Annotated in this window: 22 protein-coding genes and 1 riboswitch; of the genes, 15 read left to right on the forward strand and 7 right to left on the reverse strand. The window is 45.3% G+C overall.

All coding sequences use genetic code 11. The features are described 5' to 3' along the window. The first annotated feature begins 9 nt into the window (after nucleotides 1-9). The 3 genes from AC0L6N_RS07670 to AC0L6N_RS07680 all read left to right on the forward strand — a co-directional run bounded on the left by AC0L6N_RS07670 (nucleotide 10) and on the right by AC0L6N_RS07680 (nucleotide 4052). A complete protein-coding gene (locus tag AC0L6N_RS07670; protein ID WP_041714374.1) occupies nucleotides 10-1191 on the forward strand; it encodes an acetyl-CoA C-acyltransferase in 1182 nt (393 codons plus the stop codon). A gap of 47 nt (nucleotides 1192-1238) precedes the next feature. Then, the gene (locus tag AC0L6N_RS07675) at nucleotides 1239-3041 is read left to right on the forward strand and encodes an acyl-CoA dehydrogenase C-terminal domain-containing protein (RefSeq protein ID WP_011574732.1); all 1803 of its coding nucleotides are present in this window, start codon (nucleotides 1239-1241) and stop codon (nucleotides 3039-3041) included. Nucleotides 3042-3122: 81 nt separating this feature from the next. Continuing rightward, nucleotides 3123-4052, forward strand: a complete 930-nt coding sequence (locus AC0L6N_RS07680) for an alpha/beta fold hydrolase (RefSeq protein ID WP_473480261.1) — start codon at nucleotides 3123-3125, stop codon at nucleotides 4050-4052. A gap of 105 nt (nucleotides 4053-4157) precedes the next feature. On the opposite strand, the gene AC0L6N_RS07685 is transcribed toward AC0L6N_RS07680, so the two are convergent. From AC0L6N_RS07685 to AC0L6N_RS07695, 3 genes are all read right to left on the reverse strand, one after another. Beyond that, nucleotides 4158-5195 (reverse strand): GGDEF domain-containing protein, encoded by a 1038-nt coding sequence (locus AC0L6N_RS07685; protein WP_473480263.1) that lies wholly within the window; start codon nucleotides 5193-5195, stop codon nucleotides 4158-4160. 334 nt (nucleotides 5196-5529) lie between these two features. After that, on the reverse strand, nucleotides 5530-5925 hold the full coding sequence (locus AC0L6N_RS07690) for a DUF3718 domain-containing protein (RefSeq protein WP_011574735.1): 396 nt from the start codon (nucleotides 5923-5925) through the stop codon (nucleotides 5530-5532). 288 nt (nucleotides 5926-6213) lie between these two features. After that, a complete protein-coding gene (locus AC0L6N_RS07695) occupies nucleotides 6214-7386 on the reverse strand; it encodes a phytanoyl-CoA dioxygenase family protein (RefSeq protein WP_473480265.1) in 1173 nt (390 codons plus the stop codon). A gap of 123 nt (nucleotides 7387-7509) precedes the next feature. On the opposite strand from AC0L6N_RS07695, the gene AC0L6N_RS07700 reads away from it, so the two are divergent. The 4 genes from AC0L6N_RS07700 (at nucleotide 7510) to AC0L6N_RS07715 (ending at nucleotide 10703) form a co-directional block, all read left to right on the forward strand. Then, entirely contained in the window at nucleotides 7510-8181 is a 672-nt protein-coding gene (locus tag AC0L6N_RS07700; RefSeq protein ID WP_473480267.1) for a TetR/AcrR family transcriptional regulator, read from the forward strand. Nucleotides 8182-8421: 240 nt separating this feature from the next. Next, entirely contained in the window at nucleotides 8422-9168 is a 747-nt protein-coding gene (locus tag AC0L6N_RS07705) for a substrate-binding periplasmic protein (protein ID WP_473480269.1), read from the forward strand. Between the two features lie 88 nt (nucleotides 9169-9256). Then, a complete protein-coding gene (locus tag AC0L6N_RS07710) occupies nucleotides 9257-9670 on the forward strand; it encodes a hypothetical protein (protein WP_473480271.1) in 414 nt (137 codons plus the stop codon). Between the two features lie 76 nt (nucleotides 9671-9746). Then, complete coding sequence (locus AC0L6N_RS07715) at nucleotides 9747-10703, forward strand: sulfotransferase family protein (protein WP_473480273.1); 957 nt, start codon at nucleotides 9747-9749, stop codon at nucleotides 10701-10703. Nucleotides 10704-10713: 10 nt separating this feature from the next. On the opposite strand, the gene AC0L6N_RS07720 is transcribed toward AC0L6N_RS07715, so the two are convergent. The 4 genes from AC0L6N_RS07720 to AC0L6N_RS07735 all read right to left on the reverse strand — a co-directional run bounded on the left by AC0L6N_RS07720 (nucleotide 10714) and on the right by AC0L6N_RS07735 (nucleotide 14840). Beyond that, complete coding sequence (locus tag AC0L6N_RS07720; RefSeq protein ID WP_473480275.1) at nucleotides 10714-11940, reverse strand: MFS transporter; 1227 nt, start codon at nucleotides 11938-11940, stop codon at nucleotides 10714-10716. 86 nt (nucleotides 11941-12026) lie between these two features. Then, a complete protein-coding gene (locus AC0L6N_RS07725) occupies nucleotides 12027-13130 on the reverse strand; it encodes an NADH:flavin oxidoreductase (protein ID WP_473480277.1) in 1104 nt (367 codons plus the stop codon). Between the two features lie 91 nt (nucleotides 13131-13221). Next, complete coding sequence (locus AC0L6N_RS07730; RefSeq protein WP_473480279.1) at nucleotides 13222-13842, reverse strand: TetR/AcrR family transcriptional regulator; 621 nt, start codon at nucleotides 13840-13842, stop codon at nucleotides 13222-13224. Nucleotides 13843-14570: 728 nt separating this feature from the next. Continuing rightward, entirely contained in the window at nucleotides 14571-14840 is a 270-nt protein-coding gene (locus AC0L6N_RS07735; RefSeq protein WP_011574744.1) for an RNA recognition motif domain-containing protein, read from the reverse strand. A gap of 501 nt (nucleotides 14841-15341) precedes the next feature. Next, nucleotides 15342-15442: riboswitch (TPP riboswitch) on the forward strand. 55 nt (nucleotides 15443-15497) lie between these two features. Here AC0L6N_RS07735 and thiC point away from each other — a divergent pair. From thiC to AC0L6N_RS07775, 8 genes are all read left to right on the forward strand, one after another. Further along, nucleotides 15498-17384: a phosphomethylpyrimidine synthase ThiC gene (thiC, locus tag AC0L6N_RS07740; RefSeq protein WP_473480282.1), complete on the forward strand. Its 1887-nt coding sequence runs from the start codon at nucleotides 15498-15500 to the stop codon at nucleotides 17382-17384. A 4-nt stretch (nucleotides 17385-17388) separates the two neighbouring features. Next, a complete protein-coding gene (locus AC0L6N_RS07745) occupies nucleotides 17389-18621 on the forward strand; it encodes an FAD-dependent oxidoreductase (protein WP_473480284.1) in 1233 nt (410 codons plus the stop codon). Beyond that, nucleotides 18615-18812 (forward strand): sulfur carrier protein ThiS, encoded by a 198-nt coding sequence (gene thiS, locus AC0L6N_RS07750; protein ID WP_473480286.1) that lies wholly within the window; start codon nucleotides 18615-18617, stop codon nucleotides 18810-18812. The genes AC0L6N_RS07745 and thiS overlap by 7 nt, the downstream gene beginning before the upstream one ends. Nucleotide 18813: 1 nt before the next feature. Beyond that, the gene (locus AC0L6N_RS07755; RefSeq protein ID WP_473480288.1) at nucleotides 18814-19614 is read left to right on the forward strand and encodes a thiazole synthase; all 801 of its coding nucleotides are present in this window, start codon (nucleotides 18814-18816) and stop codon (nucleotides 19612-19614) included. A 2-nt stretch (nucleotides 19615-19616) separates the two neighbouring features. Continuing rightward, nucleotides 19617-21347: a thiamine phosphate synthase gene (gene thiE / locus AC0L6N_RS07760; protein ID WP_473480290.1), complete on the forward strand. Its 1731-nt coding sequence runs from the start codon at nucleotides 19617-19619 to the stop codon at nucleotides 21345-21347. Next, on the forward strand, nucleotides 21344-22567 hold the full coding sequence (locus AC0L6N_RS07765; RefSeq protein ID WP_473480292.1) for a ThiF family adenylyltransferase: 1224 nt from the start codon (nucleotides 21344-21346) through the stop codon (nucleotides 22565-22567). Before thiE ends, AC0L6N_RS07765 begins: the two co-directional genes overlap by 4 nt. Nucleotides 22568-22724: 157 nt before the next feature. Next, nucleotides 22725-23102: a VOC family protein gene (locus tag AC0L6N_RS07770; RefSeq protein ID WP_473480294.1), complete on the forward strand. Its 378-nt coding sequence runs from the start codon at nucleotides 22725-22727 to the stop codon at nucleotides 23100-23102. Nucleotides 23103-23926: 824 nt separating this feature from the next. After that, nucleotides 23927-26842 (forward strand): TonB-dependent receptor, encoded by a 2916-nt coding sequence (locus AC0L6N_RS07775; RefSeq protein WP_473480296.1) that lies wholly within the window; start codon nucleotides 23927-23929, stop codon nucleotides 26840-26842. The last annotated feature ends 142 nt before the right edge of the window (nucleotides 26843-26984 follow it).

Below are 26984 nucleotides of genomic sequence, written 5' to 3' on the forward strand. Positions count from 1 at the left end.
AGAAAAATGATGAAAGAAGCAGTCATAGTATCAACCGCAAGAACTCCAATTGGCCGTGCTTATAAAGGTGCGTTTAATAATCTTGAAGCGCCAAGCATGGGCGGTCACGCTATTCGCGAAGCAGTGAAGAAATCCGGTATCGACCCTGCCTCAGTAGATGATGTGATCATGGGTAGTGCATTAACTCAAGGTAGCGGCGGCATGAACATTGGTCGTTTAGCCGGTCTTGCTGGTGGATTACCTACATCGGTATCAGGTATGACCCTGGACCGTCAATGTAGCTCGGGCATGTACGCTATCGCGACTGCCGCTAAGCACATCATCACGGACAACGTACCTGTGATGGTAGCTGGTGGTCTTGACCAAATTAGTTTGGTTCAAAACAAATACATGAATACTCATCGCATGGTTGATCCAGCGTTGGCTAAAATGCATAAAAACATTTACATGCCTATGCTACAGACCGCTGAAGTGGTTGCTGCACGTTACGGTATCGACCGCGATGCAATGGATGAGTATGCACTACAAAGCCAGATGCGCACCGCAGCAGGTCAAGCCGCTGGTAAATTTGACGATGAAATCGTGCCAGTGACAGCCACTAAAGTGATTGTTGACCGCGAGACAAAAGAAGAAAGTTTTCAAGAAGTAACGTTAAGTAAAGATGAAGGTAATCGCGCAGAGACCACGCTTGAAGGTCTCAAAAGCCTTAAGCCGGTTATTGAAGGCGGCGTGATCACGGCGGGTAATGCAAGTCAGTTGTCTGACGGTGCATCAGCCAGTGTACTAATGGATTCTAAGTTAGCCGAGCAACAAAACTTAACGCCATTAGGTGCTTATCGCGGTATCGCAGTAGCCGGTTGTGAACCAGATGAAATGGGCATTGGTCCAGTATTCGCTATTCCAAAGTTGCTTAAGCAACATGGCCTAACGATGAACGATATTGGTTTATGGGAGCTTAACGAAGCGTTCGCTGTTCAAGTAATGTACTGCCGTGACAAGTTGGGTATTCCTGATGAATTGCTTAACGTTAACGGTGGCGCCATTTCAATCGGTCACCCTTACGGTATGAGTGGTGCACGTATGGTGGGTCACGCGCTTATCGAAGGTAAGCGCCGTGGAGCGAAATACGTGGTATGTACCATGTGTATCGGCGGCGGCATGGGTGCGGCAGGTTTGTTCGAAGTTTATTAAATTTTAGGCGCCCTTAGGGGCGCCAAAATGCAAAAGAGGTTACAAAAATGGAAGGTTATAAAGCGCCGCAGAAAGATGCGTTGTTCGTGATGAACGAACTACTTGGCTTTGAAAAGCACTATGCAGATCTTGGCTTTGAAGATGCATCACCCGATATGGTTGAAGCGATTTTCTCTGAAGCTGCGAAGTTCAGCGAAAACGTATTGGCTCCGCTCAATGCGGTAGGTGATGACGAAGGCTGTACCTGGGAAAACTCAGTGGTGACCACGCCTACAGGTTTTAAAGAAGCTTACCAGCAATATGTTGAGGGCGGTTGGCCATCAATGACACACCCTGCTGAATTTGGTGGTCAAGAATTGCCGTATTCACTTTCATCTGCGTTAGGCGAGTGGCTCTCTGGTGCAAACCATTCATGGGCCATGTACCCAGGTTTAAGCCAAGGTTGTATGGCGACACTTGAAGCACACGGTACGCCAGAGCAACAGAAGATGTTTTTGCACAAATTAGTCGCAGGTACATGGACGGGCACTATGTGTTTGACCGAACCTCATTGTGGCTCTGACCTTGGCATGCTTAAAACGAAGGCCGTCAAAAACGATGATGGTAGCTACAACTTAACCGGCACTAAGATTTTTATCTCAGCCGGTGAGCATGATATGTCTGAAAATATTGTGCATATTGTTATCGCACGCTTACCTGATGCGCCAGAAGGCACGAAAGGGATTTCTTTGTTCGTTGTACCTAAATTCAATGTGAGCCCAGACGGTGAAAACGTAGATCGTAACGCCGTTACGTGTGGTTCAATTGAGCACAAAATGGGTATCAAAGGTTCTGCCACCTGCGTGATTAACTTTGATGGCGCAAAAGGCTATTTAGTGGGCACAGAAAACCGCGGTTTGAACTGCATGTTTACCTTCATGAACTCGGCACGCATCGGCACCGGCCTTGAAGGTTTGGCATCTAGCGAAACGGCGTTTCAAGGTGCCTTAGCATACGCGAAAGACCGTTTGCAGTTTCGTTCAATGAAAGGTGTGCAGAACCCAGATGGGCCTGCAGATCCAATCATAGTGCACCCTGATGTACGCCGTATGTTATTAACCCAAAAAGCCTTTGCTGAAGGCAACCGTGCACTGGCGATTTATGCCATGAAGTTGGTTGATATTACCCTATACAGTAAAGATGAAGCCGCTAAACAAGTAAGCGAAGCTAAACTCGCTTTCTTAACGCCGATTGTGAAAGCCTTCTTAACTGAAACGGCACAAGAATCAACTAGTTACGGTATGCAAGTTTTCGGTGGACACGGTTTCATCAAAGAGTGGGGCATGGAGCAGTTGGCCCGTGATACGCGTATTTGTACTATGTATGAAGGCACTACGGGTATTCAAGCGATCGATTTGCTGGCGCGTAAAGTGGTTGGCTCAAACGGTAAATTGCTTGAAGTGTTCACTCAAGAAGTACGTGATTTCTGTGTCAGCATCCGTGACAAAGGTCAATTCAATGCATGGTCAAATGCAATTGAAGTACACCTTGATGAGTGGAAGCAAATCACGGTCGATATTACTAAACGTGCAGCACAAAACCCTGATGAACTAGGCGCTGCTTCAGTTGATTACCTAATGTATTCTGGTTACGTGACGGTAGGTTATTTCTGGCTGAAAATGGCCGTATTAGCCCAAGAAAAACTTGATGCAGGTGCAGATAACGCTGATTTTTACCAAGCGAAGTTACATACGGCTAAGTTTTACTTCGACCGTTTGTTAACCCGTACGCGCTCGCTTGTGTCAGCAATCGAAACCGGATCTGACAGCTTAATGAGCATGCCAGTTGATCAATTCGATCTAGGTGCATAACACTTCACTTATTCATTAGAATAAGCAAAGGCGAACCTTTTCATGTGAAAGCGTTCGCCTTTTTTATTAAAGGGACAGACGATGCCTATTAGTCATCATTACGCGGATATAAACGGCGTGTCATTGCATTACGTCGAAGCGGCGTGTCACAGCGATAACCCCAATCCCGAAACCATTGTTTTCCTGCATGGGTTCCCTGAATACTGGGGCACGTGGCAGGCACAAATCGAGTATTTTCGTGAGCAATATCACGTCATTGTGCCTGACTTGATGGGCTACAACTTAAGCGATAAACCAAGTCAATTAGCTGCCTATACGGTGCCGAACCTTATTGCTTTGTACGCCAAATTTGTGGAAAAAGTAAGCCAAGATAATCCAATGCACTTGGTCGCCCATGATTGGGGCGGGGCTATAGCATGGCCATTGGCCGCGTTTCACCCGCAACTTTTCAATAAGTTGATTATTTTAAATGCGGCGCACCCAAGCACGTTTACCCGAGAAATGGCGAGCAACCCACAACAGAGACAAAAAAGCGCTTATATTCATCAGCTTGTCGCTGACAATGGTGTCGAGTTTGTGAAGAGTGACGATTTTTCGATGTTAAGAAGTATGTTGTTTGAGGGAATGCATGAGACTCAGTTTAGTGAGCGTCAAAAAGCAGAGTACATACGTGCGTGGAAGCAACCTGGCGCCGTTAACGGAATGCTGCAGTATTATCGCGCCATGCCTCAATTACCTCCGGTAGAAGCTGCAGAGACAGTTATTAATGACGTAAAACAGACGTCTGAAAGCGAGCCCAACGGGTTCAAGATCCCCAATATTCGAATTGAGATGCCGACATTGATTTTGTGGGGGGAGCAAGATGAAGCGTTTGTCACAGACGTTTTACAAGGAATTGAGGCCTACGTACCGGATTGTGAAATTGTGCGTTTTAGCGATGCAACTCACTGGCTACATCATGAGAAACCTGACGAGGTAAACTCTGCGATTAAGCGCTTTCTTACAGCGTAGAAAGCTTGATGATATCCGACACGAACTTATCTTAAGGGGGAAAGTTTGGCGCGGTATTTTTAATGCGTTAGCTATCGTAAAAAATAGCTCGCGCGGGCCATATTATTACTTGGCTCCATCATCAGAAGCGATGACCTGGTTACGGCCATTTTCTTTGGCATAATATAAACGTCTATCTGCTTTATTTAGCAGTTGGTTTAAATCCTCCCCGTCAGCACCGTAAGTAGACAATCCAGCACTTAGGGTAATTTTAATGTCACATTTAGTGGTTGAGAAAGGCGTACTCATTAGCTTTTTACGCAATTCATCAACTTGTGTAAAACCTTTTTCTATGGGGGTCGCTACCATTATTAGGGCGAACTCTTCGCCACCGAACCTGGCTAATAGGTCAGTTTTACGGGTATTTTTGCGTAAAAATGACGCCACATGGCGAAGCGCATCATCACCTACTGAATGTCCGTGGACATCATTAATGGTTTTAAATAAATCCAAATCAAACAACACAACGGTTAGAGGCGTATTGTGGCGAGTGGCTAGGGCGCTAAGTTGTTGAAACCCTTCATTGAGCTTCATGCGGTTCGCGAGGCCGGTGAGTGGATCTGTGCCGGCAAGCGATAAAAGACGCCCTTCGTTCTCTTCTCTTGTCCGTTCATAGACATGGGCGAATGCCATCATTAAAAGAGAACTCAATATCACGTTGGTGGATATAGCGACATTGAGTGACAACAGGTGGTCTTCGCGAATAAAGCGCCAGTGATAGGCAAAAATACCACAAATAATGAAAGTCGTTGAAAACCAGAACCCTCTGACTCGACCCATCAAAAGGTATGAAATAACGGGGATGGTTAATATCCATACGAAAATAGATTCAGATGATTGGGGCAGTGACAGCCCATAAATCATAATGATAAAAAACGGCACCACATAAATGGTAACCCAGCGCTGAAAGTGCTTGGTGTTCTGGATCCTAAACCAAAGCCAAAGTGAAAATACCCCGTAGGATAATTCAATAGACGCAAGAGACCATAAACCTCGATAAAAATTGATTATCGAGAAGATAACGCCACCGAGAAAGGTCACTATAAGCAACACGACCATGATATCTCTGCGGTACTTATAATTCTGTACTAACTGATCCGTCATTTTGTATCTCGCACAACACTTCCACTACAGGCTAGGGTAAATGAAAGTAAAAAATGTTGGTGTTCCGACCGATAGGCGAATACACGTTCCTAAAGAGACGCGGGTAGTCTACTCGATATTGTGTTTAACATTATCACTAATGGGCAAGTTATCAATTGATTAAAGTTAATTATCACCAACTTGCGTAAATTATCGGTTAGGGAGAATTAGTTTATTGGTATTGATGTGAGGACTTTTCAGGGATATAAAAAAACGGCCTCATAAGAGGCCGGTTTTAAGGGAGTCAGGTAGCGCTACCTGACTTACCATGTTGAAACTTTTATAAGTGTAGTGATTAGATACGGTCGTTCAATACCGCAACAATAGGCGACCCTGTTAAACCGTTTTCTGTGGCCCAAGCCACCACTGTTTTACCGTCTTGCTCTGGTGAACTTAAATCGCTCTTTGGCATCTTTTTTACCATCAGTGTGCCAGTCTCTACGGCATCATTTAGCATAGCTGTGCGTATTAAGCTGTTACCGCCGCAGCTGATGCCTGAATAGTAATCTTGTAATTTAAGACGGTAGTCAGACTGAACGCGTTTCATTTTTTTACGCAGTTCGCCTTTATCATCTGCTTTAACGATAGTGCAGATATTTTGCAATGCTTCTGCAACGTCAGCTTGAGCAGGCGCAGCGAAGATAATAGAAGTAGTAGCAATAGCGATAGAAGCTTTAACAATTTTCAACATGGTCAGTTCCTCGGTGTTTATGTATTTGGTATCTCGTTTCGATGGAGTGATTTAACCCGATCTAATCTGATTAAAAAATCTACAAGTTGATACTTTGGTATTAGGTTTAATACCTTTGGCTAATACGTGCAGAATGAATCGCTAAGATGCGAACGCATCAATTAGCGTGTATGACGAATGTTGAAAAGAAGGGCTTATGAGAAATGAACGACGATGACAAGCGACAAGCATAACGTTGTTTATGCTTGTCTTCTGAATTACAGCAATGTCACTGTTACATCAGGCGAATTAGATACTTAAATCAAGTAGGTTGTAATCTTTGAGCTTATCTAAGGTATTGGTTTGCCAACTGAAATCTATTTTGCTGTGGGCAAGTGGCTGATACTGGTAAGCGGTTTCATCTGGGTATCGTGCTTTTCGCGCCTCAATGGCGTAGCCCAGAGCATGGGAGCGCTGCTCAATTAGTTTTTCGTCATACACCACGGCTTCACTGTGAATACCCGCGCCTTTTACATCCAGCACAGACGAGCGCTTATGAAAGCCAAAGTTGATAGTAATACGTGGTTCGAACCCAGTATTAGCAAATGAGCCGTGAACCAGTTGACGATTACAGATAACCACATCGCCTGGGTTACAAATAATCGGTAGTGCATCTGGAATGCGTTCGCTGCCGGCCTCTTTGACCAACTGCTTTATGTCTTTTCTACCTTCTTTGTGTGAGCCAGGGACCACCCACACACCATTGACCGCTGTGCTGCCGTAAGCTTGTGCCATGAAATTAAAACCATGAATTTGTGAATCAAACTCTGGGTTGTCCCAATGGGTATCCCCATCTTGATGCCAAGAGACCGCTGCCCCTAAGCCTGGCTCCTTGATAAATAAACATTCATGAAACGGCGCAAAGTCTCGCCCGTTAATCGCTTCCGCTACTTTTAATAATTCAGGGTGAGCATACACGCGCAAGCAAGCAGGGGAGAACTGCAATGATCCTAGCAATACAAACGGTGATTCTTTTGGGGCGTCACTGGCTGCAGTCGGCTCGAACAATTTCACTTGATGACGGCCGTTTGCGATGGGAGTTCCCCCTAAAGGATCCCCCAGTGGTTTAGCCCAAAGGAGATTAGGGGCTTTGCAATCTACACCTAGTGCGGGCTCACCTTTTGCATTCACCGTTGCACCATTTTCAGTAGCAAATCGTTGCTTCAACTGAGCCAAATCTTGCTCTATATCTGCAAGCTCACGCGCATTTAACACATTTTCAAAGATATAAAACCCATATGTGTCGTACGCCTCTAAAATCTTCTTGTCTAACTGGCCCTGTTGATTAAATAGCAAAGGTCCGCGATTCGGCAGTGCAACCGCTTTGGCTTGTCCGTCTAGTAGGTATTGTCGCATTGCGTCAGCATTGTCGCCATAGTGAGTCGCGCAGGCGTCGATAGACGCGCTGATATCTTTCATCATACCGTGTTCCTCTTTTGTAAATATTTCGTTAACGCAATCATTCTTAATCTTTTGTAAATTTTATTCAACATAAAATTTAATGCGTGTTAAAGTTTACTGGTTGAAGCAATACGAGCAAATTATATGAAGGCAGCTAGGACACAGGGTGGGGTGGCAACACGCACAGCCAATAAACTGAAACGCAAGCAGACAATTCTGGATACCGCACGCAGTATTATCGCCAGTGGTGGGTTTTCTTCTTTTACATTGGCAGAGTTGGCCAGCTCTGCCAATGTGACTGTGCCGACCATTCATAATTTGATTGGTAACAAGGCTGAAGTACTGAAACACCTTGTGGTGGATATGGTAGAGCGCACCGAACTTGTGCTGTTTTCAGATACGTTTAAAGATCCGATTTCTACGGTTGAGTCGTTTACCGATAACTTGATGTCACTTTATCGAGATGATGAAGCCTTTTATAAAGCTGCCTTTATGGTCGGTGAGCAAGAGTCATTATTTGAACATGGGCATGCGGCAGGTATTTTCAAGAAATCCTTAAAACTGGCTTATCACGTATGCGTGGACGCCAAAGAGCACGGCTTTTTAAACGGTGAGGTGGATACTGACTTACTCGCCGATCGTTTATTCGCCAACCAACGTATCGCTCGTTACGACTGGATGCATGGCTATATTGACCTTGCAGAATACCGCAAGCAGATGATTTGCGGCATGTTATTAACGTTTGCTGCCGACGCCACCGACGCTTATCGCCCTGTGCTGTTAGCGAAAATCAACAGCGTATTTGCCCAAGGGTAAATCGCTTTTATTGAGTACAAAATGGGGTTATCTTATTTTGAACACCTATGCAGAGTGGGCGTAAATAAATTCACTCTGCGTAGCCCAAATGCAAAAGACTGTTATGTGGTTTTTATGGAGGTCTGTCATTCAAGCACCTTGATTAAGCCCTGTTAATTTTTGCTAAGCGGTTAAGTATTTGCTGGAGTTGATATTATACTAGCGTTAAATGAAAGGATCCGATGCCGCTAAATAGTCGATATGAAAAAGAGTAAGCAAGTGTGGTTGTTTTTTTTATTGATGTTTTTACCACTAAACTTGGTGGCCGAGTCCTATACGTCTCACTGTCGCAATCATCCCCCGGAACTATTTTTTGATGATGGTAAATGCCTCGGCGTCATCCCTGAACTAGTAGACGATATATTTGGCGAGCTCGGTCATGAAATAACGTGGTTAGAAGCACCGTGGGGGCGCTCATACCGAGAGGCTAAAAAAGGCACCGTCGATATATTGATTCGGCATTCTATGAATCCCTCCAGAGAGCCTTTTCTACGTGCTATTCCCTATGGATATAATATTAGAAATTTAGCGTTTTATATGTCGCCTAACTTATCTGCTGACATCACCTCTTATGCCGATTTAGCCAAGCTTAATGTGGGAGCCGTTAGAGGGGCATACTATTCGCCACACTTTTCTAACCTTGACCCACTTGCTATGACCTTGGTTGGTCAGAGTGAGCAATTATTAGCCATGTTGGAACGTGGCAGAGTAGATGTAGTGGTTACCTCCGAGACTCAATGGGAAGGCCTATTTGAAGGTCGTTTTAAAAAGGCGACCTTAGTGGATAGCTTCGAGAATGTTTATTACATAAGCATTGCTAAAAACGCCAAAGCCAATGCCATTTATGATGATGTGGCAAGGACCATGTTGGAATACCGAAAAAGCGGTAAAATAAACCGTTATTTCGAAAAATACGGGATAACGCCACCATTACAAAATTTTGATTAAATGAAGCGTGTTTTGATTAGGTCAGATAAAATCAAATAGAACTAAGCTCAAACATATCAAGTATGCAGAGCAAACTTAAGGGGGAGAAGTGGGACTGATTCTAGGGCCATTGGTGATATTCTGGTTAGCTATCACTATGTTTGTATTGAATATCGGTTATGTGCTTTTAGATGATTTAACTAGTTTTAGAGATATTGCCTTAGTGTGCCTAATGGCTATTCTATGCTTTGTTTCTTACGTCTATTGGGGATTCGCACGATTCAAAAGGTGCAACGAACTCGCATGGTATGATATCCCACTTTTTTTCACTGCCAATAAGCTTAGTCTCATTGCTTTTGTTAGCGCATTAGGTGTTCATTGGCTGGGCGTAAATCAATGGATGAACGAGCTTATACCATTTTTGCCCGTTATCATCATGTTTACCCTCTCATTTGGTGCGCTCTTTGGTACATTTTGGGCATCTAGATTTATGAAGTATCGCGGTATTCAGCAGATCCATTAACTTTTAAGCAATCAGCAAAAGACTCTGGTGCCATTAGCTGGTGCACCGTTGAATTAATATAAGGCTTAGCCATAGAATGGACGACCCCATAATGCGTTTTACCCGAGACTTAGTCGCCCAATTGGACTTACGCAGTCCCGCAACATCGAAAAATCACGCACAAGGGCCTGATGTCGATAAAATCAAACTCATCATTCATGCTGGCACGCCAAAAACAGGCACTACGAGTATTCAAACCTACCTAAGTAAGAAACAGCGTAAATTAAGAGGTAATGGAATTTTGTACCCGCATAACTTAGCGGCATCAAATAATCCCGGTGCACCTGCTCATCAATGGTTTGAGAAGAACCTAGTGACCACGCATGTGGAAAATTTTGTGGCCAACATGAGCAATGTCATCTCACAAATAAAAGATGATACCCATACCATTATTCTGTCATCAGAGGGGATCTATAACTACTGGTGGGATTTCCCAGATGCTTCAAAAACGTTATTAGGGGAGCTTGCCACGCTATTTGATGTGCAGGTGTGGGTATGGTTTCGCGAGCCTGTCGCATTTATCGAAAGTTATTACAAGCAATGTATTCGTAATCCTCAGGTGGCCAGTAACCCTTGTTATGGTAAAAATTTATCATTCGCTGAAATGTTAGACGTTAAGTGGTTTTCGCAACATCTTGATTACCGAGGATTTGTAAATGAGTGCAAAACGATTTTCGGACAAAACAGTGTGTCGGCCTTTGAATATAACGATGATGTGGTTCAGCAAGTCAGTCAGCTGTTGGGCTTGGCAACCGCACATGACAACCCAACGCCTAGGCAGAATAATAGCTTAAATAATGCGTCAATCAGCTTGTTACGGGCACTCAATCAATACGATGTAAAAGCCAAAGACAAGGAACGTTTGATGCCTCTTTTGAAGGAAATTAACGGCATAATGGACAGCTATGTAAAGCCCAAGGACATGCGCGACAATTTGATTGACGAAGTGGTCAGGAAACGTGTCCTAGCGCTGGCATCGCCGGTTCATTTCTAACGGTGGCTACCTACTTTCGGTCTTTAAATTTCATGGTGAAGAAAAACAACAAAAAGTAGCAACCAAACGCGAACCAGTAAGGTAAAGCACCATCAATTGAGTACAAGTACGTGCCTAATAACGGCCCTACAGTAAATCCTAAAGGTGGACAGGCACCTGCTACGCCAGCAACGGCTCCTTGCTCGTCAGATGATACCGCAACTGATGCTCCCGCCATAAACCCAGGCCCAGCTAGGCCCATGCCTAAGCCAAGAATACACATGGCTAACATATACATGCTTTGGGTGTCTGTTGTCGCCATAATCGCAAATGCAATCATCATCATAGGCATGGATATGCGCAGCAGCACGAAAGGGCGTACAGATAATCGAGGGATAACCAGTAATTGGACAATTAGCGCAGCAGCGGCTGATAACATGAGGCTTATCCCCACGATTTTTGCGGTTTGTGTGCCATCAAGTCCAAGTACATCTTGAAAACGAAAGGCGATAGTTTGTTGCACTATGGCAAAGCCCATGAACAACATAACCCCAGCTATCACGAGGGGAAATATGCGCGGGTCAGTGTATTTTAATTTCTGTGGCTTTCTAACATGCTCTGGTCTAGGCAAAATGGGTAGGGCGTAAACGGCCAATATGGCGGCTGCCAGCGTTAATAATACTGAGAAATACAAAGGAGTAATCAAGCTGATACTTGCCAACAAACCACCTATGGCGGGGCCTAATATTGATCCAATATTGGTTGCGGCGCCTATGGCTCCCATGCCTTTGATACGATCTTGTACTGTCGTTATGTCTGCCATGTAAGCGTTAGCAGAGGGAGAAACTGCTGCCATCACCACCGCATTGGCTACTCGTGTTGTGATCAAAAGCGCGAGGGCAATAAGGGGGATCAGGTAACCCAGCAGGGCGGCTTGAAATACACCCGCGAATAAAATGGTACCTGCTGAATAGCCAAACAAACCAATCAGCAGGACTTTCCTTCTGCCCCACATGTCACTGGCACGTCCCCACAAAGGACTGACCAAAAATATGGTTAACGAAGAACAAGATATAATGGCTCCGATTTGCACTTCCACTAAACCGATTTCACGCCCAAGGGGGGCGAGTATGGCAAACAGCACGGTTTGGGCAAATCCCATGGCGCCTGCAGCTAACAATAAGGTGCGTTTGGCTAACGCATTCGCTGCACGTGGATGGTTTACATCACTGGCTTGATCATTGTTTGTTTGGGTCATAAAAGGATAATTTGAACACTGTATTTAAAGCGCTTTACAAATTGGAAAATGTAAAGCGCTGATAATATTACGACAAAGTCGCTAACTTACATTAAGGTCGTTAGCGCTTCACCTGAATACTGTTCTAGTTCTTCAAGTTTTCCGCTGCGAATTTTATTGGTCCAGTTTGCGTCTTGCAGTAACGCACGACCCACGGCAATTAAATCAAACTCGCCCTTGTCCATACGCTCGATCAAATCATCGATAGAGCGTGTATTCGAACCTTGACCTGCAAAGGCACTGAAAAAGTCTTCATTCAAGCCCACAGAGCCAACGGATATAGTGGGTTTACCGGTGAGCTTTTTAGTCCAGCCAGCAAGGTTCAAATCACTGCCTTCAAATTCATTTTCCCAGTAACGGCGCTGAGAGCAGTGGAATATATCCACACCTGCATCACTTAAGGGCGCTAAGAACTCTTCAAGTAACTGCGGCGTTTCAGCCAGCCTTGCGCTGTAATCTTGTTGTTTCCATTGTGAGTAACGTAATACGATGGGGAAGTCAGGTGAGGTAGCTGCGCGTATTGCTTTGACAATTTCTACCGCTAAACGAGAGCGATTAGCCATGCTACCACCCCATTCGTCAGTACGTTGGTTAGTGCCTTCCCAGAAGAATTGATCAATCAAATATCCGTGAGCACCGTGAATTTCAATGCCATCAAAACCAATTCGCTGAGCATCCGCAGCTGCAGTCGCAAAGCCGTTAATAACCGTTTCAATTTGTGCTTGGGTCATTGGCTCAGCACCTTGTTTACCTGGCTTGAACAGTCCAGAAGGGCCGACGCTAGGTAATTCAGGAAACGGCGCTTTTTGCGCTACGCGCGCCATGCCTACGTGCCACAATTGAGGCATGATTTTACCCCCGGCACCGTGTACTGCATCAACGGTCTTTTTCCATCCTGCAAGAGCAGCATCCCCATGAAACTGAGGAATACGATCACTCATGGTTGCCACAGGATCGTTTATGGTCGTGCCTTCGGTGATAATTAAGCCTGTTCCACCTTGTGCGCGGCGGCGATAATAATCGGCGACGTCTGAAGTAGGTACTCCACCAGGAGAAAACTCACGGGTCATTGGGGCCATTACTACGCGGTTATCTAGCGATAAGCCTTTGTGGGTAAAGGGGGCGAATAATGCGTCTACTTTGTTACTCATAGTGTTGTCCTTGATAATGTTTATTTTCGTTAGTTTTGTCTAATTTGAAACTCTAATTCGAAACTCTAATTTGAAACTTTCATTCGAATCCCTAAATTGAAACTGATAAAGCGGGTGCAACGCTAACTGAGCGCACCAGGGACTCAATCATGACTGTTGCAAGCTGCGCTATATCTCGTTGTTCACCCAACATGTGCGATAAGTGCAACGATATCAAGCCGTGGACTCCGGCCCAAACTACATAACATATATCTGTTGGGTCACCTTTTAAGATCCCAGCGCTTACCGCTGACTTCACCACTTGGCGCATTGGCGCGCTACTACGTAAAATCTCACGTTCAAGAGCTGCATATTTGCTTAAGTCAGGCTGAGCTACGCTATACATGACGCGATAGGAATCTGGAAATTGCAATGCAAAATCAAAATAGGCATGACAAAGTGCGCTCAGCTGCTTATCTTGGGTTGGCTCTTGGGCTAAAGCATGTTCGAGGGTGTCGGCAATCCGTGCAAATTCACGCTGGCGCAGCGCTGCAAGGATATCAGCCTTGTTTTTAAAATAACGATAGGGCGTAGTGCGACTGCAACGTAAATCAGCGGCTAATCCGCGCAATGAAATACCCTCTACGCCACTTTTGGCAAATGAAACCAAGGCGTGATCGCACATTCTATTGCGAAAACACTGTATCTCTTCATCCGTTAACACTTTAGGCATTGAGGCTCTTTAGCGCTTCTGGCACATACATCTTTTGCATACACTTGGGTTTACTATTTGGGTGTTTGACGCCCATAATATATTTTATATTGACACTGTCAATTTAAAATAAAACACCCATAAGCCAGTCTCGATATAAGTGGACTACCATGGGTTTTTTATTATTAACTGCTCTTCAATTTGACAGTGATAATTGCGCAGTACTCAAGGAATGCTAATTATTTGGGGAATATAGTTAAACCTTGATGCGCATCCGTACTTGAATCTGAATAGTTGGTTTCACTTTTAAAGTGATAGCGATATTGAGTCGAGTAGATTCAGTGGAATAATTATAAGTATTGACGGCGGGTTTGGGCGTAACTATTGTGCTTAGCTGGGTCTCGAGAGCTTTTCCAGCTAAATAGAGCACTTAACCAAAGTGCATCATAGAAAGTCGTTAAGCAATGCAACCAATTGGTCTATCGCCGGAGTCGCAATCGGTTGTCGTAATTATTGTCGTCAAGGCAAGTTCAGCTGTATCAGCTATCGTCCTGGTTTGATCAACTTAAGGGATCCTTGATAATAGAGCGGGTAGTAAGACGCTAACCGAGCTTTACTATTTTCAGTCTGTTGCGCCTCTAATCTGTAAGAAGATAAATAAATATTGTAAGAAGATAGATAAACGCACAAAGAAAAACCCGCTTAGAAGCGGGTTTTAATAATATTTTCGCAATTGCTGTAAATATTCGTTACTCAGTGTCTTCTGGTTTATCTGTTGCCTTTTCTTCCGCTTTCTTCACGCGTATTTTATTTGCACCTAAGGTATGGCCGTTCAGATTAATAGTAGCGGCTTTCGCATCGCCTGCTTTTGGCATTTCAACAAAGCCAAAGCCTTTTGAGCTTTGCGTTGCGGGATCAATCACAATAGTGCATGACTGAACAACACCATAACCTTCAAAGAGGGTGCGAAGCTCGTCTTGCGTGGTGGCTCGGTCTAAATTGCGGATCAATAATTTCATGGTAACGCCCTTATAAAAAATAATGGGCTAATGATAACAGCGTTTGCTGTGTATCAATACGGGTTAATGCTAGTGGCTGTTGATCCTTGGTGTGGTTTTTTACATCCTTGTTATCTAGCTTCACTCCGAATTTGCGTGAGGTCATTGAAAAAGACTTCACTTTTTTTGTTCTAGGATAAAATATTTTTGGACCTCTACCCTTGGTAATGCTCGTCCGAATTGTTTCCTATCGCTCTCGTTAACGTGTCGCTAAAAGCGGTTAACGTTAAATTTTAAGCACTTATAAATTTAACAAAGTTAAGTGGTTAAAGTGGTTTTTATGGAATTATATTAACAATATTCAGTATTTTTGGTGAATTTACAGGTTTTTATAATTAAGGCGTTTTTAGCTTAAATGTGTCAATCGTGCTTTTATTTAAGTCAGCAATAAATGTATTTTTGGGTAAAATAAATTCCTTTGGCGTGGGGCTAGTAATTCTAAATTTGTTGTCCTATTATCCGCACTCGCTCTCGGGGCGCCTTTTTTGGCTGAGATGTAGTAATACAGACCCGTAGAACCTGATCCGACTAGTATCGGCGTAGGAATGAGCAGCACATCCTCACAAGGGATGTTTGTTTTCGTTTTCCGCGCGCCTGTATTTTTTTAAGGAAAACAAAATGAACACTGTCCTTTCTTCCAGTGAAGCGGTTGCTAACGCACCGGCTAGTACCTCCTCTGAAAGTCAAAAAATTACACGCACCCCCCTTCCAGCCAGTAAAAAAGTGTATGTTGCATCGCCTAACGATCCTAGCGTTCGTGTGCCCATGCGCGAAATCAGTTTAACCGACGGAACCGCCGTCACTTTGTACGATACCTCAGGTCCCTATACCGATGAAACCGTAGACATAGACGTCAACAAAGGCATGGCTGATGTGCGAAGTGAGTGGGTATTGTCTCGAAACGACACTGAACAATATCAAGGTCGTGAGGTACAACCCCAAGACAACGGACACTTCGATCAAGAACGCGCGTTTCAATATTACAATGATGCTTTGCAGCGCACGCCAAGACGTGCCTTACCTGGTAAAAATGTCAGCCAAATGCATTATGCCCGCAAAGGTATTATCACCAAAGAAATGGAGTACATTGCCGTTCGCGAAAACCAAGCTCGGGAAGCCCTAAGCAATGAGTTCACTACGGATGAGCGTAATAAGCGACTAAAAGGAAATTCTTTGGGAGCCAATTTGCAGCCCATTACACCAGAGTTTGTGCGCAAAGAAGTGGCTGAAGGCAGAGCGATAATCCCAGCCAATATTAACCATACAGAACTCGAACCCATGATAATTGGGCGCAACTTTTTGGTTAAAATCAATGGCAACATTGGTAACTCAGCACTGCGTTCTTCCATTGAAGAAGAAGTTGAAAAGCTGGTGTGGTCAATTCGTTGGGGCGGCGACACCATTATGGACTTGTCAACGGGCAAGAATATTCACTCTACTCGCGACTATATCGTTAGAAACTCTCCCGTTCCCGTGGGCACAGTGCCTATTTACCAAGCGTTAGAAAAGGTCAAGGGTGTTGCTGAAGACCTGACCTGGGAAGTGTTTCGCGATACCTTGATTGAGCAAGCCGAGCAGGGCGTAGATTATTTCACCATTCATGCTGGGGTGCGGTTGCATCATATTCCTATGACGGTGGACCGCGTTACAGGCATCGTCTCCCGTGGTGGTTCTATCATGGCAAAATGGTGCATTGCTCACCATCAAGAAAACTTTTTATACACCCATTTTGAAGACATTTGCCACATCATGAAAGCATATGACGTGAGCTTTTCCCTCGGTGATGGCTTGCGTCCAGGCTCATTAGCGGATGCTAACGATGAAGCTCAATTTGCCGAGCTGATTACGCTTGGTGAGCTGACTAAAATTGCCTGGAAACACGATGTACAAACTATGATCGAAGGCCCAGGTCATGTGCCTATGCATATGATTAAAGAAAATATGGATATGCAACTTGAACATTGTCATGAAGCACCATTTTATACGCTTGGCCCGCTGACTACCGACATCGCCCCTGGTTACGATCATATTACGAGTGGAATAGGGGCTGCGATCATTGGTTGGTATGGTTGTGCAATGCTGTGCTACGTAACCCCCAAAGAGCATTTAGGCTTGCCGAACAAAGATGATGTTAAGCAAGGGATCATGGCGTATAAAATTGCCGCTCACGCAGCGGATATTGCTAAAGGTCACCCAGGCGCTCGCTACCGCGACGATTTACTGTCTAAGGCGCGTTTTGAGTTTCGTTGGGTCGATCAGTTTAATTTAGGCCTAGACCCTGATACTGCTCGCGCATTTCATGACGAAACCTTGCCTAAAGACGCAGCGAAGGTCGCCCATTTTTGCTCCATGTGTGGGCCTAAATTCTGCTCTATGAAAATCTCTCAAGAGGTGCGCGAATATTCAGCGGATTTGAAAAACACTGACATTGAAGCCGGTATGGCGCAAAAATCCGCTGAGTTTACCGCCGCAGGTGCACAGATATACGTCGCTCAGACGGAGTAACGCTGTGGCTGTGCAAAGTGAACACAAAATGCGCATTGCCATTGTTGGTGCAGGCATTATGGGGCGAATGATGGCGTGGCAATTATTACAACGCCAAGCGGATATTTCGCTCACCATATTTGATAAAGATCCCATCGAAAGTGGCAGTGCTGCTGCGTATACAGCAGCAGGTATGTTAGCACCGTATAGCGAGCTTGAAAGTGCAGAGCTTGCTGTGTTTTCTATGGGGATGGCGTCTTTAACGCGCTGGCCGGATGTTATTAACAGCCTAAATTTGCACTTGGCTAAACCACTCACGTTGTTCGCTCAGGGCACGTTAGTGGTGGCGCACCGCGAAGATAAAGCCGATTTTCAGCAGTTTTCCCGCCAGTTGATGGGTAAGTTGCCAGATTTCGCGCAAGATAAAGAGTTTTCACACATGCGGTTATTAACCCAAACAGCGCTTCATCATTATGCTCCGCAATTAGCAAAACACTTTGAGGGCGGACTTTATCTTCCGAACGAAGCATGGGTTAATACCGCTGAGGTGATGACAGGTCTTGCATCCTATCTTGAGCAATCGGCTGTGACGTGGAAGTCAAACTCGCACGTGCTCAGGGTTGATAACGAACAGCGAAGCAATAATGGCAATAGCGCAGCGGTAGTCTTGCCTGAGGGAAAACAGGTATTTGATTATGTGATTGACTGCCGCGGACTTGGCGCAAAGCAAGTCCCACTTGCTGATACCCAAAGGCGGACTAAGTTCAACTACAACGCCACTGAACAGAAAACGTTCGGGCAGCAAATACCTGAGTTACGCGGGGTGCGCGGTGAAGTCATTACCTTATATGCGCCAGAGGTAGAGCTTAAGCACGCAGTGCGACTGATGCATCCAAGATACAAGTTGTATATTGCACCGCGGCACAACCATCATTTTGTGATTGGTGCGAGTCAAATCGAAAGCGAAGATACTGGCCCAATCACAGTGCGCTCGACGCTTGAACTGCTGTCTGCAGCGTATTCCATTGACGTGGGTTTTGGTGAAGCAAAGATTGTACAAACTGCGACGAATTGTCGCCCAGCATACCCAGATAACCTACCTAAAATACATTTTAATCAGCGGGTTATACGCATCAATGGTCTATTTCGTCACGGTTACTTGTTAGCGCCCATACTCGCTGAGCAAGCGTGCGACAGGTTGTTCAATAGCGATTTTAAATCAACATTTGAGAACTTAATTCAGGAAGTAGCATGTTAACTATTTATTTTAACGGCGAGCCGTTCAAGGTAACGCAACAGTCATTGCCTGACGTCCTTCGAGAACTCAATGCACCTGCTATGTGTGCGGTCGCGGTTAATGGACAGTTTGTGCCTAAAAATGAGCATGAGACTGTGATACTGCAAGAGCAGGATGCTCTTGATGCGTTCACACCTATGCAGGGCGGCTAGCATGAGTTGGCAACTTGCGGGTGAAGTACTCAGCAGTCGCTTTTTAGTTGGCTCTTCTTTATACCCATCCCCACACATTATGCAGCGCGCTATTCAAGCGTCGGGCGCTCAAGTGATCACCGTTTCATTGCGTCGCCAGTCTCCTAGTCAGAAAGGCGGCGAGAGCTTTTGGCAACATATAAAAAGCTTGAATTGCCATATACTGCCCAACACGGCTGGTTGCTATAGCGCAAAAGACGCTGTTCACACTGCCAATATGGCGCGAGAGGTGTTTAACACTCACTGGATAAAACTTGAAGTGTTGGGTGATGAATATAACTTACAACCCGACCCATTCGCATTGCTTGAAGCTACTAAAGAGCTTATCGCGCAGGGCTTTGAAGTTTTTCCCTATGCCACTGATGATTTGGTTTTAGCCGAACGATTGGTCGGTGCTGGCTGCAATATAGTGATGCCGTGGGGAGCGCCAATTGGCACGGGACGAGGATTGATGAACCCGTATGCACTCAAAACCCTCAGAGCGCGTTTACCTGATACCACCTTGATTATTGATGCAGGACTTGGTGCACCTTCTCATGCTGTGCAAGCAATGGAGTTAGGTTTTGACGGAGTATTACTCAACACGGCCGTGGCTGAGGCGCAGAATCCTATTTTAATGGCCCAAGCTTTTCGAGATGGTATTGTCGCAGGGCGAAGTGGTTTTGAGGCAGGTGTTATTCAACAACGGGACTTAGCGAAACCCAGTACGCCCGTGCTAGGTACCCCATTTTGGCACCAAGACAAAAATGAGCGAGGTGGCTGAGCATGATAAGCCATGATGCGATAGTCAGCGATCCCCAGTCGTTAAATAACGGTATAAAGCCGTCGGTTTTGACCTTTTCTGGCAGCGACAGCGCAGGGCTAGCCGGCATGCAAATGGATGTAAAAGTCCAGCATGCATTAGCTGTACACTGCACCAGCGTGTTAACAGCCGTGACAGCACAAAATAACCAACAGGTTTTTGCGGTTAACGCTGTCGATAGCGCTATGTTTCGCGCACAAATTGAGGCCGTATCACTATTTCGTCCTAAGGCAATTAAAACAGGATTCGTTGCCAGCGAAGCACAAGCGCAACAAATCATTGCGGTTCGTCAGAGGCTAAAAATCCCGTTAATTTGTGACCCCGTTGGCGCCGCAACAAGTGGCGCTGAATTACACGGTAAGCGAAACAACGACAGCCATAGAAATATAAACAGGCTGCTACTTGCTCACTGTAGTTTGCTCACCCCTAATATTCCTGAGGCACAATCGCTTGTTGGGTTTGATATCGAAACTGCCAAGGATTTAAGAAGGGCTGCTAAAGCTTTGGTTGAAATTGGGGCTAAGGCGGTGCTAATCAAAGGCGGGCACTGGCAGTATGCTGATCATAAGGGTCTAGATTTTTTTTACAGCCCAGAAGAGCAGTTTTGGCTGCAAAATGAACCGGTAGACACACCTCATACACGGGGCACCGGCTGTGCGCTCGCCTCAGCAATAGCCAGCGCGATCGCCCTAGGTTACTGCTTAAAAGACGCTATTGTCATAGGGAAAATGGCCATTACCCAGGGCCTACAGGATGCAAAAGGCCTACTCGCCAAAAGCGTGCGTTATCAAGACACCCATGATAAACAACGTTATCAAGACACCCATGATAAGCAGATTAAGGAACTCGCTTCTTTCGACACGCCTGAGTTAACAAGTGAGCAGAGTCTTCGACAGCAACAGAGCCAGCTGAATTATCAAAATTATCAAAATACCCATAACAAAGGTGGCGTCGAAATCCGTTGTTTTCCTGCCACTCAGCGCAGTTTACCCGGTCTGTATATTGAGTCGTTGATGGCGACGAGCGAACTTAGCTCTCTGGTATTACAGAAACAAGGGAACTCATTTCCCAGTATTGGCGACGAATCACTGGGCTTATATCCCGTTGTTGATCGCGCACACTGGCTGGATACCTTGTTGCCACTTGGGGTGACTACCATTCAACTTAGAATAAAAGATTTAGCTGGGCAGTCACTTGAAGAGGAAATCAAACGCGCGGTTGAAATAGCAAAGCGCTTCCAGTGTCGTTTGTTTATCAATGATTATTGGCAGCTGGCTATTAAGCACGGGGCCTTCGGCGTGCACTTAGGCCAAGAGGATTTAGTCGCTGCCGCTCAAAATGAGTCGAACCCAATTAAGCAATTGTCAGAAGCGGGACTGCGTTTAGGCATTAGTACCCATTGTCATTATGAAGTTGCACGCGCCCATGCGCTGAAACCTTCTTATATTGCATATGGACCGGTTTTCGCCACACAAAGCAAAGACATGCCGTGGGTCCCGCAAGGGTTAGCAGGGTTAGCGTACTGGCAAAAATTATTAGATTACCCTGTGGTTGCCATTGGGGGGATTGATCTTGAGCGAGCAAACGCGATCCACGGGCTTGGTGTATCGGGTATTGCTATGATTAGCTATATTACTCAAGCCGAGAACCCTATTAAAGTGACAAAATCGTTATTGAGAGCGCTGGCATTATGAGCTTGTTTAGCGCGGGTGAGTGGCAGCAATACCAACGCCATATACAACTAGATGCGGTGGGGGTTGATGGGCAATTTCGCCTTAAAAATGCCAAAGTGCTGGTTGTTGGTGCTGGCGGACTAGGGTGCCCCGTGGCGATGTACTTAGGTGCTGCAGGGGTCGGGAATATCACCATCATTGACGGTGACAGCATTTCTCAAACGAATTTGCATCGCCAAGTTTTGTTTGCCTACACAGACGTGGGTAAACCTAAAGTGCATGTTGCTGCAATCCGTATTCGTGAGAATAACCCTTTTATCACTGTGACAGCGCTGGATGAGCAGCTTAGCGAGTCGAATATTGATATCTTGGTAGCGCAAGCAGATATTGTGCTTGATTGTACCGACAACTTTGCGACACGCTTACAGATCAACGATACCTGCCGAGCGCATGATAAACCTTGGGTTTATGCCAGTGTACTTGGGCTAGAAGGGCAAGTAGCCTTGTTCACACCTAGCTGCGCTTGCTTCAGGTGTATCTTTCCCGATATCCCGGCTGACGTCGCAGATTGCAATTCAGCGGGTGTATTGGGTAGCGTGGTCGGTGCAGTGGGGCTGCTGCAAGCCAATACCTGCTTGGGCTATCTTTTAGATTTACAGGATGAAAGCCAGGGCAAGTTACATTTCTTTTCAGGTAACAGTAATCAGGTTCGCAGTATTGCATTGCAGCAGAATAAGCTGTGTACTTGCGCGAGTCCGTCACAGGTACAACGTCGCCAACCTCTTAAAACTGCTGACCCGATTGAATCTAAAGAGCTTGAGCAAGAACCTGGGCTACACATCACTGATGACACTCAGTCGCAAATTCGGTCGCAAATTGAACTGAGCCCCGAGCAATTTGTTAAACAGCTCGGGCGCCTAGAGGGCGCTCCTGAAAGTTGCCTTAACAGTGCTCGTAAAAGTAAGGTGATAAACATCGGTTTAATTGATGTGCGAAGCACAGACGAGCACCGAGGCTTTAATATCGGTGGCCAATGCCTGCCCTTGAGTGCTGACTTTGCTGATCGGGTTGGCGCAAAACTCTCACATAAAACCCAGCCTATTTTACTCTATTGCCAGTCAGGCAAACGCAGCTACGAAGCGGCCTTACGTCTTCAAGCGAAGGGGTATGGGCGGGTGTATAGCTTAAAGGGCGGTTTAGGCGAGTTACTTAGTCACTCTCAATTCGTGAAATGGTTTTAAATGTTGTTCAGTTTGAAGCAGTGACAGTATTGCATGACACTTGCAGTCAGCATTTTTGGCTTAGCAACGTGGTACTCAATCTCTTTACCGCCTTGCTAAATAAGGACACAGCGACAAAACTCATGACTCACCCACATCAGCAAAAAGAGGTTACACAATGAGCAATCCAGTAGGATGGTTTGAGATATATGTAGATGACATGCCACGAGCACAAGCATTTTATCAAACGGTATTAGCGGTTGAACTGGAATCGTTAAGCGATCCTGCAGACGGCAATGCGCAGATGTTAGTGTTCCCGTCAGACATGGAGAATTACGGTGCCTCTGGGGCGTTGGTGAAAATGGACGGCTTTAGCGCTGGCGGTAACGGCACGCTTGTGTATTTTGCGTGTGAAGACTGCGCCATCCAAGAGAGCCGAGTCGAGGCTGCAGGTGGCAAGGTTGAACGGGCAAAAATGTCGTTAGGGGAGCATGGGTTCTGCGCCTTAGTAACCGACACCGAAGGCAATATGTTTGGCCTGCATTCTCAGCAGTAACGCTCAACAGCAACTCGTTGTTACCGGCGCATGCTAAAGGCTGCGCTTTTTCATTGGCTTATAATGCTCTTGTACGCTTTTCTAGTGCTTAACGTTTAATACACGCCCTTGGACGTACACTTTGCATTCCGCTTGGGTCTCAACTCAGCAAAGCTACCTCCGATACAGACAGTTCTTAGTATGTGTTTGGCAAGAGAGGGGCGATAGTAGCAACGCCAGCTAAACGAGCGCATCATCCATGCTTGAATTTTGCGCATACACTCTCTATCAATAGCAGCCTCTTTGTTCGCATTCTCGCAATACTTTTTGTGCTCAACGCCCTGTTGTTGTGTGCCTTAAACATTTGCAATAAATTTTCGTTGGCACTGCTTTCCCTGGCACTGCTTTCCCTGGCACTACGCTCGTTTACACGAGATTGGGTAGGGCTCTTAAAATGGTATGGCTGTTTTGCGTAACGTTGAAGGCGAGAGCCAATTTTTGTTGGCCTATGAACGCATAAGGCTGACATTAAAAATTGTACAAGATTAGGTAGCAGAACAAATCTAGTCAGTGTGGATAGTTAACATAAACTTTTCATGCCCTAATAGCTTCTTGGTTTTAACGTCAATTAAAACATTGGGTTACGTAGTTTTTGCCGTATCGTATCAAAAGTGTACTGTTAAAATTATGTTGTATATTTTTACTGAATACGTATGCAAGACATTGAGCATTCACCATGTGTAACTGTAATATCGCGGCAACTAGAACAAAGCTGTAACATTTGACTACAAGTTGTTAACCGATACCTAGGTTTCCATTTGAGTCTCGAACCGGGATACACACACATGAAAAATTTTAAGCCTAATTTAATCAAAGCCGCGCTAATCACTAGCGGTTTTGCGTTTGGTATAACACCCGCAGCATTTGCTCAAGAAGCAGCTGCAGATGCCCCAGGGGATGACACAGAAGTTATTCAAGTCACGGGTATTCGTGGGTCTCTTATCCGTGCCCAAGCAGTAAAAATGGAAAACACCTCGATTGTTGAAGCCATTTCAGCTGAGGATATTGGTAAATTACCAGACTCGTCTATCGCTGAGTCGTTAGCGCGTTTGCCTGGTATGTCAGGTGAAAGGGTAGGCGGTCGTACTTCAGGTATCTCTGTTCGTGGATTTAAAGAAGACTTTACTGGTACCTCACTTAATGGTCGCGAGTTAATCGGCATTGGTGATAACCGAGGTGTAGAATACGATTTATACCCTTCAGAAATCATGACCGGAGCCACAATTTATAAGACCGCAGAGGCCGGCCTTATGGTGCAAGGCATTGGGGGTACGGTTGATTTACAAACTGTTCGCCCATTACAGGCTCAAGAAACCTTAACCATTAATGGTAACTATGAATTATCGGGTCGAGACTCTGACAACCCCGAGTTTGACAACACTGGCCATCGTTTATCTTTGTCATTTGTTGAAAAGTTTGCCGATGACACCATTGGCTTGGCCGTTGCACTCGCCAGCACAGAATCGCCAAACAATCAGCGTAAATATGGTGTGTGGGGATATAACACCAATGATGAAGGTCAAGTAACGCCATCTGGCCTAGATAGCCAAGCTATCAGCACCGTTCTTGAGCGAGACACTATCTCTGCTGTGTTGCAATTCCAGCCGACAGAAAACCTAGACATAGTGATTGATGCACTTGATATAAGCTACTCAGATTCTGGTGTTATCCGCGGCTTTATTGAACCTTTCTCTGCTGGCAGTATTTCAGGCACAGGTACCGAGACTACAGGTACTCAAGTTGGTGTTAACCCGGTCCTACGAACTGATCCATCTCAGAAGGACGGTGATTTACAGGTATTTGGTTTAAATGTTCAATACCATTTGAATGACAGTTGGTCAGTAGAAGTTGACGTAGCGAATAGTGAGTCTACGAAGCGTGATTTGCGCGGAGAGTCATACGCAGGCTTAGCTCGCTCTGGCGCACTAGATTCTTCAGGGTTAGGCACGCGTGATTTTGTGATGAGTCAAGATGGGATCACCTTTACTGACTCTTCTGGTTTAGATGCATTCTCTGATCCAAGTGCTTTGCAACTGACAGGCCCTCAAGAGTGGGGTGGTGGTTTAGCTAATTTAGCGGATCAGTTTACTAGCACTGAATTAACCGCCAATGGAGCTCCTTATAGTTACTTGAATGCCCAGGACGGGTTTTTGAATTATGCTGATTTCAGCGAAGAGTTGACCACCTATAAGTTTGAAGTGGTGGGTTTGTTGGATGGTGATATCTTCACTCAAGTAACAGCGGGTGTTAATTACAGTGACAGATATAAAGACAAAGAAAATAAAGGTTTCTTTGCTACATCGTCATCATACCCAGCCTCTACTGCTATTCCTCAAGCGTATTTATATAATGGTTTAGCCGATTTAACCTGGGCGGGCATGGGATATGTTGTTGCATATGACGGTTTTGCACCATACAACGATGGCGAATATACCTTAAATGATGCGGGCCTATTAGAGCCGGATCGTTTAGGCGATACCTATGTAGTAGAAGAAGAAGTCACCACTTTGTATGCAAAAGTCGATTTCAATACTGAACTGGGTGATTTTCCTGTTATGGGTAACATCGGTGTTCAATATGTACAAACAGATCAATCCTCTTCTGGTTTTACAGGTGTGGTTGGGTCAAATTTTGCCGTGTGTGATGCAAATAACGATCAGCAAATAGATGACGACTGCCGAACATCTGTTAGCTCAGACTATAGCCATGTTTTGCCAAGTCTGAACGTCAGTGTAGAAGTGGCAGACAACAAGTTTGTGCGTTTCGCTGCGAATAAGACGATCAGCCGTGCACGAATTGACCAGATGAAGGCCTCTGGTTTTGTGAAGTTCGACCAAAACATCGATTTGTTGTCTATACCGAACACGCAAGCTGCAGTGGACGAATATGGCTCACCTTGGTCTAAATTTGCCGGTAATCCATTGCTGAAACCGTTGGAAGCGAATAATTTTGACTTGTCATTTGAAAACTATTTTGAAGATGAAGGCTATGTTTCAGCCGCGGTCTTCTATAAAGATTTAGTCAATTGGACAAGAGACGGCAACCTAGACATCAATTTCAGAAATGATGTAACTAACGACGGTGCCGATTACTTCATCCCAGGGTTCCACGACCGCGTCGCTGTTGAAGATGGTCTATACGGGCCAGCAAACACGCCTTATTCAGCAGGAGATGTCATTACACCCCCTGACTTTGGCACCTTTTCCTACTTTGAAGATGGCTTAACGGGTGATGTTAAAGGGCTAGAGTTAACAGCGAACGTGCCATTAAATATGCTTGCTGACGCACTTGAAGGCTTTGGTATTGCTGCTTCAGCTACGTTAATTGATGCACAGCTAGAGGACGGTACTGCCATTCCAGGGCAATCGGATCGCACTTATTCATTGACCGCTTATTACGCAATGGGTGGCTTTGAGATTCGCCTTGCTGGCACCGACCGTTCTGAATTCAGCACATATCAACGTGGTGGCTCGAACAAGGTTGAAACGGCAACACGTAACGGCGTTACTTTGTTAGATGCACAAATCAGTTACGACTTTGAAGATTCAGACATTGATTATTTGCAAGGTTTACGCGTTTCGTTACAAGGAACGAATTTGACCGACGTCGATGAGGAGACGCTGGACAGCGATGGTATCGTGACAACTCGTCGTCAATTTGGCCCTTCATATATGATGAACTTTAATTATTCGTTTTACTAACCTCTAATGAGTTAATAAGTGCAAGGCCCCTTAGCGACAACGCTAAAGGGCCTTTTTGGTTTTTGCGACGTTCAACTTTTTGCGACGTTCAACAAGGTAAAGAATGTAGGTATGATGTAATTCATGATCAGTGACTTATGTG

The organism is Paraglaciecola sp. G1-13 (assembly GCF_055809255.1).

What these genes read in the sequence shown, in the direction of transcription:
- AC0L6N_RS07730 (WP_473480279.1), bottom strand. Translation starts at nt 13,842, where the DNA reads ATGCCTAAAGTGTTAACGGATGAAGAGATACAGTGTTTTCGCAATAGA.
- AC0L6N_RS07695 (WP_473480265.1), bottom strand. Translation starts at nt 7,386, where the DNA reads ATGATGAAAGATATCAGCGCGTCTATCGACGCCTGCGCGACTCACTAT.
- AC0L6N_RS07700 (WP_473480267.1), top strand. Translation starts at nt 7,510, where the DNA reads ATGAAGGCAGCTAGGACACAGGGTGGGGTGGCAACACGCACAGCCAAT.
- AC0L6N_RS07675 (WP_011574732.1), top strand. Translation starts at nt 1,239, where the DNA reads ATGGAAGGTTATAAAGCGCCGCAGAAAGATGCGTTGTTCGTGATGAAC.
- AC0L6N_RS07705 (WP_473480269.1), top strand. Translation starts at nt 8,422, where the DNA reads ATGAAAAAGAGTAAGCAAGTGTGGTTGTTTTTTTTATTGATGTTTTTA.
- thiS (WP_473480286.1), top strand. Translation starts at nt 18,615, where the DNA reads ATGTTAACTATTTATTTTAACGGCGAGCCGTTCAAGGTAACGCAACAG.
- AC0L6N_RS07715 (WP_473480273.1), top strand. Translation starts at nt 9,747, where the DNA reads ATGGACGACCCCATAATGCGTTTTACCCGAGACTTAGTCGCCCAATTG.
- thiC (WP_473480282.1), top strand. Translation starts at nt 15,498, where the DNA reads ATGAACACTGTCCTTTCTTCCAGTGAAGCGGTTGCTAACGCACCGGCT.
- AC0L6N_RS07770 (WP_473480294.1), top strand. Translation starts at nt 22,725, where the DNA reads ATGAGCAATCCAGTAGGATGGTTTGAGATATATGTAGATGACATGCCA.
- AC0L6N_RS07775 (WP_473480296.1), top strand. Translation starts at nt 23,927, where the DNA reads ATGAAAAATTTTAAGCCTAATTTAATCAAAGCCGCGCTAATCACTAGC.
- AC0L6N_RS07720 (WP_473480275.1), bottom strand. Translation starts at nt 11,940, where the DNA reads ATGACCCAAACAAACAATGATCAAGCCAGTGATGTAAACCATCCACGT.
- AC0L6N_RS07725 (WP_473480277.1), bottom strand. Translation starts at nt 13,130, where the DNA reads ATGAGTAACAAAGTAGACGCATTATTCGCCCCCTTTACCCACAAAGGC.
- AC0L6N_RS07685 (WP_473480263.1), bottom strand. Translation starts at nt 5,195, where the DNA reads ATGACGGATCAGTTAGTACAGAATTATAAGTACCGCAGAGATATCATG.
- AC0L6N_RS07680 (WP_473480261.1), top strand. Translation starts at nt 3,123, where the DNA reads ATGCCTATTAGTCATCATTACGCGGATATAAACGGCGTGTCATTGCAT.
- AC0L6N_RS07755 (WP_473480288.1), top strand. Translation starts at nt 18,814, where the DNA reads ATGAGTTGGCAACTTGCGGGTGAAGTACTCAGCAGTCGCTTTTTAGTT.
- thiE (WP_473480290.1), top strand. Translation starts at nt 19,617, where the DNA reads ATGATAAGCCATGATGCGATAGTCAGCGATCCCCAGTCGTTAAATAAC.
- AC0L6N_RS07765 (WP_473480292.1), top strand. Translation starts at nt 21,344, where the DNA reads ATGAGCTTGTTTAGCGCGGGTGAGTGGCAGCAATACCAACGCCATATA.
- AC0L6N_RS07670 (WP_041714374.1), top strand. Translation starts at nt 10, where the DNA reads ATGAAAGAAGCAGTCATAGTATCAACCGCAAGAACTCCAATTGGCCGT.
- AC0L6N_RS07735 (WP_011574744.1), bottom strand. Translation starts at nt 14,840, where the DNA reads ATGAAATTATTGATCCGCAATTTAGACCGAGCCACCACGCAAGACGAG.
- AC0L6N_RS07690 (WP_011574735.1), bottom strand. Translation starts at nt 5,925, where the DNA reads ATGTTGAAAATTGTTAAAGCTTCTATCGCTATTGCTACTACTTCTATT.